The sequence below is a fragment of the Paucibacter sp. KBW04 genome (assembly GCF_003852425.1).
Classification (GTDB): domain Bacteria; phylum Pseudomonadota; class Gammaproteobacteria; order Burkholderiales; family Burkholderiaceae_C; genus Paucibacter_A.
In genome coordinates this window covers 1-14,005 of the sequence record NZ_QAJN01000025.1, presented here as the reverse complement: position 1 = coordinate 14,005, position 14,005 = coordinate 1, and the positions used below count along the sequence as shown (strand labels likewise).

Genomic DNA, 14,005 nt, shown 5'->3' with positions numbered 1-14,005 from the left:
GGTTTTGCGGGGGGATTACCCATGTTCTCGCTTCCGTCGACTGAACAAGCCTAGTGTCGAAACCAGGGGCTCGTTCGAGTTCAGGATCCTTCTTTTCGTTCAAATAGGAGCGAATTTCTAACGCCAAAGAGTAGTCAGAACTTCCTGGTTCAGTGCGGGCGAGGACAGCAGCCAAGACGGCAAGCCCATGCCGACCAACTTTTTCTTGACTGTTTGGAATTTGGACCAGCATTGCGCCCTTCATGTCGTCTCGCAGGCGCCCTTGCTCCTTAGCCTTAATTCGCCACAAAGCTTGGTAGCCTCTCACTGCTCCCCGATCAAATCGGCTACTTGCTCCCGCTTCGATCCCCCACCCTTGCAGTTTTTCAGCAAAGGTCTCTCTCCACCTCCGCAAGTCCGCCTTGCGTGGGTTCATGCGATGACCGTTTCGAGACTCGGCCCTCACGCTGAGATGCACATGGGGATTCGCCTGATGATCATGTAGCACCATCACGTACTTGTGATTCGCAAACTCAGTTTGGGCAAACTCCCTCGCCGCCTTGAGAACAATGGAAGGGTCTGTTCCTCGGGGCATCGAAAGCATCAAGTTGAACGCCTCCCGCCGATGACTGACGTCATCAATGAATGAGCCCCCAAGACGCCATTCATTGATCAAGTCCCCGAGCGCCTCTTTGCCCTGCAGCTTTTGGCCAAGCTCATCTTCAAGCTCACGCCTCCCGTTCTTGCCGATGTATCGGAAATGAGCGGCGATCGCCTTCAGGCCCCGCCCACCGCCGGTGACCTTCACCATGACCTGCGGAGCCTTTCGCTCAAGCAAGGCGCAAATTCTTCGACGCACCAGCGCAGCTCTTTGCTTTTCGCGTCCGCCTCTCAGGCGCGGCTGAGTCTGATCCTTCACCATCCGGTTACCCGGATAGAGGAAGCGATCCCCCCACTGCACCAAAAGTCCGTCGACTGTCATGGCTTGACTCATTGCGAACTCCTTCAATAGTCCCTGCGCTGAGTGCCTTCGCTCGTACCCTGAGGCCTTGGTTTCAGCGAGGCCAAAGCACGCGAGGCCAGGCGCAGGTGCGACTGAACTACTCTGTCCAGGCTCAACAAGGTCTCTCGGTACTCAAGCGCTGCTTGAACACTCCCAATTTGCAGCAGGGCTGCCAAGTGTCGAAGACAGCGACTAAGGGTGGCAAGCTCAGCAGAAGAAACGGTAAGCGCAGAAATTGATTCGCGGCAATCGTCGCTACCCTGGAGAACTGGAACACGGTCGAGCAAGCCTTCGACAAGTTCACCAGGTGCCACGCCGGCAACTCGAGACGCCGCTCTCAGGGCTGCAGCTTGGTTTGTTCCAATCCGGAGCGTGACGCGGATACGCATGGAATCAGACCTCCCGGTCGGCTTCGGAAGGGGCGCCTCTGGATTGACGCCCGCAGCGACTGGCCCGGACAGCGCCGCCGCCAGTACATCCCGTACGAAGCCCGAAGGCCTCACTCCCGCTGCTTTGGCATGCGACCAAAGCAGCGGCCTGAGTTGCTTCAAATCAACGCTGATACGACCACGCCCCGAGCCACGCATGACGAACTCCTCTGAAGTTCAAGGCCTTGTCCGACAAGCGCGCCACCGCGCCTATCTCTGCACTAACCCTTGTTTCAATATTCGTCGAACATCAAGCCTAGCCAGGCGATGATTTCGCGGCCGAATTCGCTGCCTCAAGCGGCCCCGCCCTAAGCGCAATCGCAAGAACAAACGACAACCACCGGCCCCTCCTATCAAGCGCAACCACAAGCGCCGACGGCACTCATGCGACTCGACGAAATACTCGACCGGCGCTCATTCAGAACCCCAGAATTCTCCAAACGAGCGGGCTGATACAGTGAACCAAGCGCAAGCGCAAAGCTCAAACAAGACGCGCCCACAAGGCTTTCAAGCCCAAAAAAGCAAATGATCCAGGGAGGAATTCGAAAATGAAGAAGCTCTTACACGGTGCGGCCCTGCTCGGCAGCGCCCTCGCCTTGTCAGCCTGCCTAGTTCCAGAAAAGTTTGAGGCCTCGGCCACCTTCAAACCTGATGGCAGCTACACCTACAAGTACGACGGCACAGCCTTTCATGCCTTGGCGGCCATGGCAATCAAAGACCAGGGCTCCCTCTCAGCGAAGGACGAAGCGTCCTTGCAAAGAGATGCTGAGAAGTCATCCAAAGCAGACGGCGTCAAGAAGCTGCGCTACATGGGCGCGGGCAAGTACGAGATTTCAATCGAGCGCGACATGAAGCCAGGTCAGGCAGCCTCGATCGTCAATGTGATTGTGGTGCGCAAGGCCAAGGACGGCATGCTCTCGCTGAGCTCTCCAGATCTCAAGCAAAAAGACAAGGACGAGTTCAAGCGCATGGGCATCAAGATCGACGGAACGGTCGAAGTGACCCTTCCAGCAAATGCAACGGTTCTATCGCACAACGCGACCAAGACACCAGGGATCTTCAGCAAGGCCTATCAATGGAAGGTGGGGGCTTTGGATGAAAAACCCGCCATCACGTTTAGGCTCGCCTCGCCATGAAGCCCTCTTTTGGCAGGTTGGGGAGTTAAGCGACTTAACAGCGATCGCCCAGGCCTCACGACAGACTTGAGAGAAAGGCAGGTCCATGCGCCAAGCTTTGTCGCCTTCGTTCCGGCCAATGCACCTGTCGAGAGTCAGGACCAACCGATCAGGGTCAAGCAGGAGGCCTCGACGGCTTTTGCTTGATCCGAGCCGGGTCCGCAAATGAAGACGTGGCCGGCTTGTTCTGGTGAGCAATTCAACAGGATAGACACGACCTCACCATTCAGCGTGGCCAGAAGCGCAAGATTCGAATTGCGTCGAACATTGCAGCGCTTGGCGGGCCGCTTGGATTGCGGCTTGAAGCACTCGTTCGCTGCAAAGGTCGAACCACCCGATGGGCTCTCCATTGGCGGAGGTCCTGGCAAACGCGGCCCGCGGCGTTGTCCCAGTTCCTTGGCCAAGGTTCGAACGTCATCACGGCTGATGTGTCCGCGGTCAGCCGCCCAAGCCTCGACGACTTCCGAGTGATCTTCATAGAGATTGCGTAGCTCATACAAGGCACAAAGCCCCTTGCAGTGACCTGCCCTGTAAAGAGCCATCAGCCAATCAGGCGCATCGATCAGGGCCATCGCATAAGTAGCGTAGGGGCGGCTCTTCCCTAAACGCCGGGCAATCTCGGCCTGACTGTCACCAGCGGAAAGCCGCTTCTTCACAAACAACGCCAAGGCAAATGGACTGAGCCCTTCACGCTGCTCGTTTTCTATCACCTGGTCGTAGCTGTCTACGAGCAAGTCAACAAAGGCAGGGAGGCTTGTCTTCCCCGCGAGACGAGAGGCGCGCAGCCTTCTGGCGCCAAAGTTCAACACCCAACGTCCAGGGACGCTAGGGTGCGGCCGAACAGAGACTGGCTGCCTAACACCCCGCTCACCCACGGTGGCAGCCAGTTCTTGCAGTGTTTGAGCATCAAACTCGATGCGAGGCTGATCCGGGTCTTCATCAATGAGCTCGATGGGCAGCAAGAGCGGCAGGCCGGTCGAACTGGCCTCAGGCGCATCGAGAGCGGCCAAATCATCTAGCTGCAGCGCCATAACTCCACTCCTCGCCCATCAGGATGTCGAAGATTCGCGCAAGTCCAGGCTCTATCTCTTTCCAAGCCTCACGGGCAGGCGACTTCTTCATCTCCCAAAGCAGTTCTCCACTGGCTTGTGACTCTGCAATTGAAGAGCGCCGAGGGATATAGGCGAATTGCCCCACTTGCTGACCCACCGGAATCATCAGGTGCTGGTAGTGCTGGATGACTTGGACGAAATTCGCCCTTTGGAAGGGCGTCGCCTCGACCAGGGTGGGCAAGAGTCCAATCAGGTTCAGCTTGGGGTTCAAGGCCGATTTGATCTTTCGCAGCCCTACCCGCTCATGATTGAGCAGCCCGCTGACCCCATCCATCGCCTCCTGATTCAACTGTATGGGCGACAGCACAAAGTCAGCCGAAGCTAGCGCTGAAATCACGCGGATGTCCGGATTCGGATTGGTATCTACGATGCAGAGGTCGAACTGCGCGTCCACCCGCGCCAGAAATGACCTGAAACTCCTGGCAAAGGGCGTGTGCAGCTCAGGCTGTCTTTCCAACCCTAGCAAAATCCGGTCGCTGGCGATCAACACAAAGGGTTGTTCGGGCAATTCCTCGACAGCGCCCGTCAAGATCGCGCTGGAGGAAAAGCTCGAAAGCTCGGCACGCCCAGACAGCTTCAACGGCTTGCTGAAGTTGCCCTGATGGTCCAAATCAATGGCCAACAGTCTTTTGCCACGCCCCGCAATGTAGTGACTCAGCAGAGTGGAAACCGCCGACTTACCGACGCCTCCCTTTTGGTTCGCAAGGACAAGCGTCTTCATCTCTGAGACTCCTTTGACCTAAACAAGGCTTGTGCGTCGCGCACTGTCGGCAGGGATCCAAGGGAATGCAGGCTCGGGAGCGCTACGTTGCATCCATACCCAATGGCCGAACAGCGCACCCGCAAGAAGCATCTGGCGTGATGGCGCGAATGACCCCTCCCATCATCTCGCGGGAGATCTAAAGCCACTGCGATGGTTTTGCCCCGAGATCCAGCGGTACCGACCTCCAACTCAGACTCGCTTAGCTCGAGATCACCTCCCCCGCCGCGTTCCAACGAGTGTTGCAGCCAGACTTGTTCAACATGCCATCCAGCCTAACCTCCTGAAGCATGGACTCCGGCACTGTCAGTTCAAATCGTTTCAGAGTTCTGATGAGGGGCGCCAAATCATCGGCAAAGCCCCCTAAGTTTCTCAACTCTGGGTCAGTGAGATGGCTGTAGATTGGCGCTTCGCGAACCTCGGCCGCGAACTCAATCGACATGAAAAACCCTTGCAAGGAACGGTCCCAGCCCATCCGAATGGTGATCGGCCGCTCAAGGTACTCGCTGCAAAGAATGTGCTCTGTCATTTAGCCTCCCCGTTTGGTGTTCTGTTTCTAGGGCCGCATTCTCGAAACCCTAGAAACAATGACGATCGGACCAAGGCCAGACCGCACCCCAGTTCAACGGCGCAAGATCGACGGTACCCAGGCTTTTCCCTGCAGCAGACTCCCAGCCGCGGCCACGGCCTCTGACTTTTTCATCTTGCTGAGTGTCTGCGTTTCATCAGCCAAGCCAGATTCAACAGTGCCTGACACGCTGCGAAGCAGCGCACCATGAGGGTTGTTCTGAAGTTCCTGGCCGGCGTCTCCAAGGCGCCGGCGCGCGACTGGCTGTCCCGGCCCTACCGACGCTGGCATCAGCCAGCAACCGCGTCAGCAGGGCCGGATCCGAAGAGCAGCCCCGGAGGGCTGCGACTTGCCTCAGGCCTTGAGTCGACGCATCTCTTCCGCGAGCGTCCACAAGGCACGGTTCAGCTTGACGTCTTGATCGATGCCCGTCACGGCACGGGTGGAGCGACGAACTCCGTTGCTCAAGCGACCTTGCAAGCCCCCTTTGACACTGTTTTCCTGCACCCGGTTGAAGGTGCTCCACAGATCAGCTGCGCCATCCTCTTGACGCCGGGGCCGCAGCAACTGCTCCGCACTGACAGGTGCGGCCTGACCTTCTGGTAGGTCAAAGCGAAGGCCAAGTGCAGCTTGCGCAAACGCCTGTTGCTCGCCTGAGCTGAGCACAATTCCGCGCATCTCGTCGCGGCTTTCTATCACCCGAGTCAGGCCATCCAGCACTTCATAGGCGCCCGCTACGACCTTGTCCTGAACCTTGCCCGCGTGATGGACCTTGACCGTCTGGCAAACCCCTTCCGGCACGACCATGCCATTGCTACAGATGAATCTGAACATCCCGCCCATCATTTGATAACTCGAGCTTCCATCGTGCGAGTTCAGCAAAACGATTTCACCCACTGAGTCGCCCACCTTGGCGACGTTCTCGACCTGGCTGATGTGACGCAGGCGGAGCAAGTGCTTGGTGTGCTCGCTGCGATCTTCCGAACGACAACGCGATTGACGCGCACTGAAAACCTCGAAGCCTTCCTTGCGCAGGCCCGCCAGAATCTCGGCGGTGGCGATATAGGCATAGCGGGCGCTGCGACTATCGTGTGCTGCCTCAGCAAAGACCGAAGGTGCCACGCGACGCAGTTCGGCGTCGGTCAATGCGCGGGCTGCTGTCAGGCTAGAAGCGGCTGTAACGCGGAAAAAGGGAAACATGGTGGTTCTCCTAGAGGTTCCGGCGACCCGCCGGTTTGGGGGAAAGCGCTGGCTCTCCGGTAGTGAGGGGCTTTCATGCGAGCCAAGCTCGGGTTCAGCACAAAGCCATGGCGAGCTTTGAAATTTCCCAGTCCGAGCTGTTGCGGCGTTCAACTGAGGTTTCACCTTCGCTTGCTCTTTGGTGAGCCTCGGGGGGTGCGGGAGGAACGCCCGCGCAGCTCGTGTCGTTGGGGGTGGGGGGGTGTCCTCGTGCTCATGGCTCTGTCCTTTCGTTTTCCTTGACCTGCATCTGCTCTTTGGAGCCGCCTCGACGCAAAAGAAGCGGGCGGCCAAGGGGCAGCAAGGGCACGCCCGCAAGCCGCAGGCGGAGCGCAGCCAAAGGCGAGCACCGAACGGGTGAGGACGTGGGCATCGCCATACCCTTGCGGCACAAGGGCTGGCCGCTATGCGTCGGAAAGAGGCGATCCAAAGGGCAGAGGCCAACGATCTAAAAGGAAAAGCGTGCAGCTGGAGAGCGACAACGCCTGCCTTCCCCGCCCACTGCGACGCGGCGCTGGACTGACACAGCCCAGCGCGCCCTCGCCGCTGCGCGGCGCTGATCACATGGGAAATTTGGCCCCCCCCACGCGGTCCTAAGACGGAGCCTACAAATCGGGGCACGCCTCACGCCATTCCGCCATACCGGGTCGCACGAGGCCTCCGGCCCGCGTTATGGCTAAAGAACCCTGTCCTCGAAGGCCGCCGAAAGGTGCGTATGGCTTTGCCCCAAACAGCAAAACGTGACCTTATGGCGAGGGGAAGACAGTCTGCGCAGCAGTCTGTCCCGAGCCGCACCGTCGGACGAAGTCGGACGGGGCCCATGACTCTTTCGGCAGGTCCGGGCGCCAAGCTCTTGAACAAGAACTCAGGACAAGAATCCTGGACGCGGCCGGCTTCGGGCGTGGCGGGTGTCTGGGGTGGCGATCTGAACGCAGTGCAGCGAAAGTTCTGTTCGCCAAGCAGGCGCGTTTCCGTGCAGCGGAAAGGCAAACAAACTGCGTGCCCCGGACACGGGTACGGCCGCGTCACTTCCAGCGCATCAGCTCAACTCGCAGGACTCTGTGGTAGCGGATGCAATGCGCCGCACATTTGCTTGCTATTGCGAATGAATCTCATTTAGAATTTGCTGCAGTTGCCAATCATCAGGCACCGACAGCCTCCAACCTGCTTGTCAGGCACTTCACTTACACACAAGCACCAGCCAGCGCCTGCCAGCCCGTGCCAGTTCTTCTCAGGACTATCACTTCATGCTGCGCAAGACTCCGGTCGCGCTGGCGCTCGCCGCGCTCAGCCTCACTCTCTCCACGTCCTGCGCGCACGCGCAGACGCCGCAAGTCGCGGCTAGCACCTCGCCTGCAGCTGAACCCCCGGCCCGTTTGGCCGAGATCACCGTCAGCAGCACAAGAACCGAGCGCAGCACCGACGCCGTGCCCAACACCGTCACGGTGTACGGCAAGAAAAAACTTGCTCAACGCGACGCCCGTGACCTGAAAGACCTGCTCGAAGGCGAAGTCGATATCGCCGTTCGCGCGGTGGCGCCACGCTTCACGGCGGCTGGGGCATCGACCGGTCGTGGCGGCAACGAAGGCATCAATATTCGGGGTCTTGAAGGCAACCAGGTGCTCTTGATGGTGGACGGCATCCGCCTGCCACAAAGCTTCAGCTTCGGGGCCTTCTCAAGCGGCCGACTCGACTACCTGGAGATGGATACCTTGGCCAGCGCCGAGGTCCTCCGCGGTCCAGCATCGGCCCAGTTTGGCAGCGAAGGTCTGGCCGGCGCCGTGAGCCTGCGCACCCTGTCGCCCGAAGACTTGCTGGTCGAGGGCAAAACCAAGGCCGGGTTTGTGCGCAGCAACCTGAGCTCGGTCGATAACTCGCAAAGGCTGGCAGGCGCCCTTGCCGCGCGCAGCGGCCAATGGGACGGCCTTCTCTTGCTCAGCGCCCGTCGCGGCCACGAAACCAAGACACTGGGCGAAGACGGCTCGAACAACAGCAATCGAAGCAAAGCCAATCCAGCCGATGTCAGCAGCGAGACCTTGCTGGCCAAGACAGGTGTCCAACTCAGCGAGTCTCACCGCGTACAAGTGGCCCTGGAAGGCCACCGGCGCGAGGTCGACACCGACGTTCTCTCTGCTCGTGCGGTCACGGTATCCGATAAGACACCGAATGCTGTCGTCGGCCTGCAAGCCCAAGACACCTTGAAGCGCGATCGACTCTCGTTGGAGCATCGTTACGAGGACTTGAACGCCAACTGGCTGCAATCCCTGCGTACCCAAATCTATGTGCAGAACAGCGATACCCGTCAGTACGCAACGGAAGATCGCTATACCTCACCTGACCGCATCCGCGATGGCCGCTACGAAGAAACCTTGATCGGGCTGAGCAGCCAGGCACAAACGCAACTCAGCAAACAACGCTTGAGCTACGGGTGATGTCCCACCAAGTGGTGTAAGTTCTTGAGCGAGGCGGCCCGATGAGGGTGGCCATCGTGAGTCCGGATAAGGTTGAGGTGCGACCCACCAACCTTGATCCAAAGGAAAACACGATGACCACCTCTACTATCGCATTGGCCGAACTCGCCGAGAAGGGAGCCGATATTGATGTGCTGCGCCAGATGGTGCAGTTCATGGCCCAGCGCCTCATGGAGATTGACGTTGAGGCCCGCTGTGGTGCGGGCTACGACGAGAAGAGCCCGGAGCGCATCAATAGCCGCAATGGCTTCCGTGAGCGCACCTGGGAGACTCGCGCTGGCAGCGTCGAGCTGAAGATCCCTAAGCTGCGCCAAGGCAGTTATTTCCCCGAGTTTCTGGAGCCCCGGCGCACCGCTGAGAAGGCGCTCACCGCCGTGATCCAAGAGGCGTACATCAAAGGAATTTCGACGCGTTCCGTGGACGACTTGGTCAAAGCCATGGGCATGAGCGGCATCTCCAAGAGCCAGGTCTCGCGACTGTGTGCCGAGCTGGATGAGCGGGTCGGTGCGTTTCTGAACCGCCAGATCGAAGGCGATTGGCCCTATCTGTGGATCGACGCGACCTACGTCAAGACGCGGGAGGCCGGGCGCATTGTGAGCGTGGCCGTCATAGTGGCAGTGGGCGTGAACACTGAGGGTCAGCGCGAAGTGCTGGGGATCAAAGTCGGGGCCAGCGAAGCCGAACCCTTCTGGACTGAATTCCTGCGCTGCCTGAACCGGCGAGGCCTGCGCGGCGTCAAGCTCGTGATCAGCGACAGCCATGAAGGCATCAAGGCAGCGGTCGCCAAGACGCTCAAGGCCACTTGGCAGCGCTGCCGAGTGCACTTCATGCGCAATGCCCTGGCCTACGCCAACAAAACCCACCGACGCATGGTCAGCGCGGCCATCGGCACGGTGTTTGTGCAGGAGACGGCCGAGGCCGCCAGGGCTCAGTGGCGCAGCGTGGCAGACCAGTTCCGGGAGAAGCTGCCCAAACTCAGCGCCATGATGGATGACGCCGAGCACGACGTGCTGGCCTTCATGGGCTACCCAAGGGCGCACTGGCCGCAGATCTACAGCACCAACCCGCTGGAGCGGCTGAACGCCGAGATCAAGCGCAGGACCAATGTAGTGGGCATCTTCCCCAATGACGCCTCGATCACGCGGCTGGTCGGCGCGATGATGCTGGAGCAGAACGATGAGTGGAGCCTGAATCGGCGCTACATGCAGCTTGAGGGGCTCCAGGGGCTCAGTGATACTGTTCCAACTCGGCTGCCTGCAGTGGCACGCTGAGTAGCCCGTGGATCTCAGCCTCTCCGGGCTGCGAACTTACACCACGCGCCGGGACATCACCCTCGCTGCCCTCGCTGGCACCTGAGCACCAGCCCTGCCTGGCCCAGCTCACCGAACGCTACTACCCCAGCATGCTGCGTGATCGAGGTTTGCAGGCCTTGGTGACCCTGCTGGTGCATGTCGATGAGCAGGGACGCGCCGCCGAAATCAAGCTCAAGCAGGGCAGCGGCCTGCGGCTCTTTGACGACGCTGCACACCAGGTGGCCAGGGCTTGTCGCTTCACGCCGGCAAGACGGGGCGAGCAAGCCATCGCTAGCTGGGTGGAATACCCCGTTCGTTTCGCACTGAAGGCGGCGCGGCAGTGAGGCGCCAGCTTGCGGCTGCATCCGACTTAGGGGCGCCCTTGCCCAACCGTCACCGGAAACACCCGATTCAGATGTCGCCCCCGCAACCGACGTTCAACGCATCCCTCGAAACGAACCCAACACGCCGTATGTCCAAGTCCATTCCAGAGAACATCAAGGACCTCAAAACCAATGGGCTCAAAGCGACCATTCCGCGTATCAAGGTGCTTCAGCTGTTCCAACAATCAGCGCAGCGACACCTATCGGCCGAAGACCTATTCAAGTTGCTCTTGAGCAGCGGCTCAGAGATTGGCTTGGCCACGGTTTACCGTGTGCTGATGCAGCTTGAGCAGGCGGGGCTGCTTGAGCGGCACCACTTTGAAGGAGGCAAGTCGGTCTTCGAGCTCAACGAAGGACATCACCACGACCATTTGGTGTGCGTCAAATGCGGCCGCGTTGAGGAGTTCTACGACGAAGAGATTGAGCGCCGCCAGAAGGCCATCGCCGAGAACCGAGGCTTCAGACTGCAAGAGCATGAGCTGGCACTCTACGGCGTTTGCGCTAGACCTGGATGCGCGGAAAACTGAAGCAAGTTCAGGCGCATCCCACCCGACTTTCGGTGCTAAAGCGGCAAAACCAATTCAACCATGCAAAAACACAGCGTTCCTCGATATGAACCAACAAGGTTCTCGACTCAAACCAATTGGCTTCGAATCGTCCTTGGCCTCGCACTCGGAACTTGCCTGCTGGCCTGCGCAAATCAAGACAAGGCGCAGCACTCACAAGGCACTCCAGCAAAGCAGAAGGCCGAGGCAAACATAGTCGAAGTCGCCAGCGGACGAAGTATCAGCAGAGGTGAGCTACTTCAGTTGATGCGGAAGTCCGACTTTGTGCTGCTCGGCGAGAAACACGACAACCCGAACCACCACATCGAACGGGGAGCCCTGCTGCGTGAGCTGGGCCCCTCGCCAGTGATCATTGCGGAACATCTACCGAGCTCGGCGCAGCTGCGTCCCAAGCCCAGCGATGAACTCTTGAACGAGCTCAACAAAGCAGGGTTCGCTGCAAAACAATGGCAATGGCCTGTACATCAGCCGCTGTTTGCAGGCGTGGCGCAGGCAGGTCAAAGTTTGCAAGGCGGCAATATCTCGCGGGATCTGGCGCGGCAGCTTGCTCGCGAAGGGCGGGCCGCAATGCCGACTGATTTGCTGTCGCTGACTGAGGCAGCCCCACTTGCCCCAGTGGCACAAGCGGCTCTAGAGGCGGACTTGATCGAAGGCCACTGCGGCCAATTGCCGAGCGCTCGACTGGCGGGCATGATTTGGGCCCAACGCGCGCGCGATGCCGCCATGGCTCAGCGCATGATCCAAGCCTACGAGCAAGGCGCCAAACCCGCCGTCTTGGTGGCCGGCAATGGACATGTGCGACGAGACTATGGGGTACCTCAACTCCTGCAAAAGCAGTTGAGGCAAAGTCGGTTGCTTAGCGTCGGTTTCCTTGAACCGGACGCACCCAGCGCTGGTGCGCCATACGATTACGTTTGGATCAGCGCTGCACCGGGCCGGGATGATCCTTGCGCAGGCTTTTTGATGCCGACGAACTCAAAGTAATCCGTCTGGCGTGCCAACCACGTAAATCAGGCATCATGACGCCGCCCAAATCTCCCAAACGCCCCATCGGCTTCGTCACCCCCGAGGATCCAAAGAAGCCGCCCTGAATCCTTTTAAAACCCACGTCCCGGCGCTGCGGCGCGGCCCGGTCAAGACGAATTTCCTTTGCCCCGGCCCTTAGCGGCGAAAGGGGTGGCTGGAGGCTTTTTTGTTCTATTTAAAAAGAAGAGGCACCACGCAGACCCCTGCTTGGCTCAATGCCCAAGGCTTCACTATTTGAGCAGCCAGCCCACCACACTGCCTAAAACGGCTGCCGCGAGCATGCTGCACAGCATGGCTTCGAACCAGGCCTGCAACTCACGCTCATGCGCCCGGCGGGCTCGGATTCCCAAAGCAAGGAGCTCAGCTCTTGCATCCTGCGATCCAGGCTTTGATGCACCGCCCATGCTCCGTTTTGCAGGGCCGGCGAGAGGGATGTCTCGGTTTCGGTCAGCGCTTCGTGCGGCGCGAGCAAAGAGGTGTTGGCAGTATGCGTCCAGGCATCCCATCTTGAATTGACCCCTCGCGGCTGCAAGGATCGTGTCCACGTAATCAAAGGTGGACACGATGGCAAGCGACAAGCCCGCAAGACGGCGGACCTATGACGAGAAGCTGAAGGCGCAAGTTCTCGCTGAATGCGAGGTGCCGGGCACTTCGGTGGCGAAGGTGGCCCTGGCCCACGGCATCAATGCCAATGTCGTGCACCGCTGGCGGCAACTGGTTCGCGAAGGCAAGGCGTCAGTGCCCGCGATCCCAAGTGGCTTCGTCCCGGTGTCGCTTGCCGCACCCGCAGCGCAACCGACTCCCATCGCTGACATCCAGGTCGAACTGCGCCGCGGCGCCATCGCCCTGACGATCAAATGGCCCACATCGGCGGCGGCCGAGTTCGCCGCCTGGACTCGCGAGTTGCTGCGTTGATCCGCATCGACTCTGTTTGGATGGCGGTCGAGCCGCTGGACATGCGCGCAGGCACCGAGTCGGCCCTGGCCCGGGTGGTCAAGGTCTTCGGTGCCGCGCATCCCCACACCGCCTACCTGTTCGCCAACGCCCGCGCCAACCGCATGAAGGTCTTGGTGCACGACGGTGTCGGTGTCTGGCTGGCCGCTCGGCGGCTGCATCGCGGCAAGTTCATCTGGCCTCATCACGTCGAAGGCACACTGAGCCTGAGCCGCGTTCAACACGATGCGCTCGTGCTGGGCCTGCCTTGGCAGATGATGGGCGAAGCCGGAGTCATCCGCGTGCTGTAGTGCAATTGCCGGAAGTGCCGATGCCTGCGGGCATCGAAGCGGGCACTATCCATTCTCGTGATCCACGAAGCCCAGCTCGACAACCTGACACCCGCGCAGTTGCGCGAGCTGACCGCGCGTCTGCTGAACGAGGTACGCCACAAGCAGGCGACCATCGACAAGCTCACTCATGAGAATGCGGTGCTCAAGCGGATGAAGTTCGCGGCCAGCAGCGAGGTGTTCCAGGGCGATCAGCGCAGCTTGCTCGAAGACTCGGTCGATGAAGACCTGGGGGCCGTGCAAAGCGAGTTGCAGCAACTCGCCCCCAAGCCTGCCAGTCCTGAGCGTCAGACTCCCAAGCGACAAGCGCTTCCGGCCGAGCTGCCACGTCGCGAGTTCCGCCATGAGCCCGATAACACCCTGTGCGCCTGCGGCTGCCAAATGAAGCGCATAGGCGAGGATGTGGCCGAGAAGCTGGACTACGAGCCCGGCGTGTTCACCGTCGAGCGCCACATTCGTGGCAAATGGGCCTGCGCCAAATGCGAGCGCCTAGTGCAAGCACCGGTCGAGGCGCATGTGATCGACAAGGGCATCCCGACCGCTGGCCTGCTCGCGCAGGTACTGGTCGCCAAGTACGCCGATCACCAGCCGCTTTATCGCCAGGAAGGCATCTATGCCCGCTCCGGTGTGACCCTGCCGCGCTCAACATTGGCCGCCTGGGTCGGTGCATGTGGCGTGCAGTTACAGCCGCTGGTGGACGCACTCAAGACAGAGATGCTC

14 protein-coding genes are annotated in these 14,005 nt (G+C 60.0%); 9 read left to right on the top strand and 5 right to left on the bottom strand.

Going from position 1 to position 14,005, the window contains the following annotated elements; genetic code table 11:
* The coding region (locus tag DBR47_RS24200; RefSeq protein ID WP_124455032.1) for a relaxase/mobilization nuclease domain-containing protein at positions 1 to 973 on the bottom strand (973 nt) is incomplete at its 3' end.
* A gap of 985 nt (positions 974 to 1,958) precedes the next feature.
* Between DBR47_RS24200 and DBR47_RS24195 the strand changes: the two genes are divergently transcribed.
* A complete protein-coding gene (locus DBR47_RS24195) occupies positions 1,959 to 2,546 on the top strand; it encodes a hypothetical protein (protein ID WP_124455030.1) in 588 nt (195 codons plus the stop codon).
* 134 nt (positions 2,547 to 2,680) lie between these two features.
* Here DBR47_RS24195 and DBR47_RS24190 read toward each other — a convergent pair whose 3' ends face one another.
* From DBR47_RS24190 to DBR47_RS24175, 4 genes are all read right to left on the bottom strand, one after another.
* Positions 2,681 to 3,616, bottom strand: coding sequence for a ParB/RepB/Spo0J family partition protein (locus DBR47_RS24190; RefSeq protein ID WP_124455028.1), 936 nt, complete (start codon positions 3,614 to 3,616; stop codon positions 2,681 to 2,683).
* Positions 3,597 to 4,418, bottom strand: coding sequence for a ParA family protein (locus DBR47_RS24185; protein ID WP_124455026.1), 822 nt, complete (start codon positions 4,416 to 4,418; stop codon positions 3,597 to 3,599). The genes DBR47_RS24190 and DBR47_RS24185 overlap by 20 nt, the downstream gene beginning before the upstream one ends.
* A gap of 241 nt (positions 4,419 to 4,659) precedes the next feature.
* Positions 4,660 to 4,986: a hypothetical protein gene (locus DBR47_RS24180; protein ID WP_124455024.1), complete on the bottom strand. Its 327-nt coding sequence runs from the start codon at positions 4,984 to 4,986 to the stop codon at positions 4,660 to 4,662.
* Positions 4,987 to 5,379: 393 nt separating this feature from the next.
* Positions 5,380 to 6,225, bottom strand: coding sequence for a DUF932 domain-containing protein (locus DBR47_RS24175; RefSeq protein ID WP_124455022.1), 846 nt, complete (start codon positions 6,223 to 6,225; stop codon positions 5,380 to 5,382).
* A 1,286-nt stretch (positions 6,226 to 7,511) separates the two neighbouring features.
* Between DBR47_RS24175 and DBR47_RS24170 the strand changes: the two genes are divergently transcribed.
* The 8 genes from DBR47_RS24170 to DBR47_RS24135 form a co-directional block, all read left to right on the top strand.
* Positions 7,512 to 8,696, top strand: coding sequence for a TonB-dependent receptor plug domain-containing protein (locus tag DBR47_RS24170; RefSeq protein ID WP_124455020.1), 1,185 nt, complete (start codon positions 7,512 to 7,514; stop codon positions 8,694 to 8,696).
* A gap of 113 nt (positions 8,697 to 8,809) precedes the next feature.
* The gene (locus DBR47_RS24165; RefSeq protein WP_124455037.1) at positions 8,810 to 10,006 is read left to right on the top strand and encodes an IS256 family transposase; all 1,197 of its coding nucleotides are present in this window, start codon (positions 8,810 to 8,812) and stop codon (positions 10,004 to 10,006) included.
* The gene (locus DBR47_RS24160) at positions 10,003 to 10,371 is read left to right on the top strand and encodes an energy transducer TonB (protein ID WP_370454956.1); all 369 of its coding nucleotides are present in this window, start codon (positions 10,003 to 10,005) and stop codon (positions 10,369 to 10,371) included. Before DBR47_RS24165 ends, DBR47_RS24160 begins: the two co-directional genes overlap by 4 nt.
* 128 nt (positions 10,372 to 10,499) lie before the next feature.
* Positions 10,500 to 10,937, top strand: coding sequence for a ferric iron uptake transcriptional regulator (fur, locus tag DBR47_RS24155; protein WP_124455035.1), 438 nt, complete (start codon positions 10,500 to 10,502; stop codon positions 10,935 to 10,937).
* 60 nt (positions 10,938 to 10,997) lie between these two features.
* A complete protein-coding gene (locus DBR47_RS24150) occupies positions 10,998 to 11,960 on the top strand; it encodes a ChaN family lipoprotein (protein WP_124455017.1) in 963 nt (320 codons plus the stop codon).
* Between the two features lie 606 nt (positions 11,961 to 12,566).
* Positions 12,567 to 12,917, top strand: a complete 351-nt coding sequence (gene tnpA / locus DBR47_RS24145) for an IS66-like element accessory protein TnpA (RefSeq protein ID WP_124455015.1) — start codon at positions 12,567 to 12,569, stop codon at positions 12,915 to 12,917.
* Positions 12,914 to 13,246: an IS66 family insertion sequence element accessory protein TnpB gene (gene tnpB / locus DBR47_RS24140; protein WP_197047259.1), complete on the top strand. Its 333-nt coding sequence runs from the start codon at positions 12,914 to 12,916 to the stop codon at positions 13,244 to 13,246. The genes tnpA and tnpB overlap by 4 nt, the downstream gene beginning before the upstream one ends.
* Before the next feature lie 57 nt (positions 13,247 to 13,303).
* A partial coding sequence (locus DBR47_RS24135) for a transposase (protein ID WP_148090441.1) occupies positions 13,304 to 14,005 on the top strand: 702 nt, incomplete at its 3' end.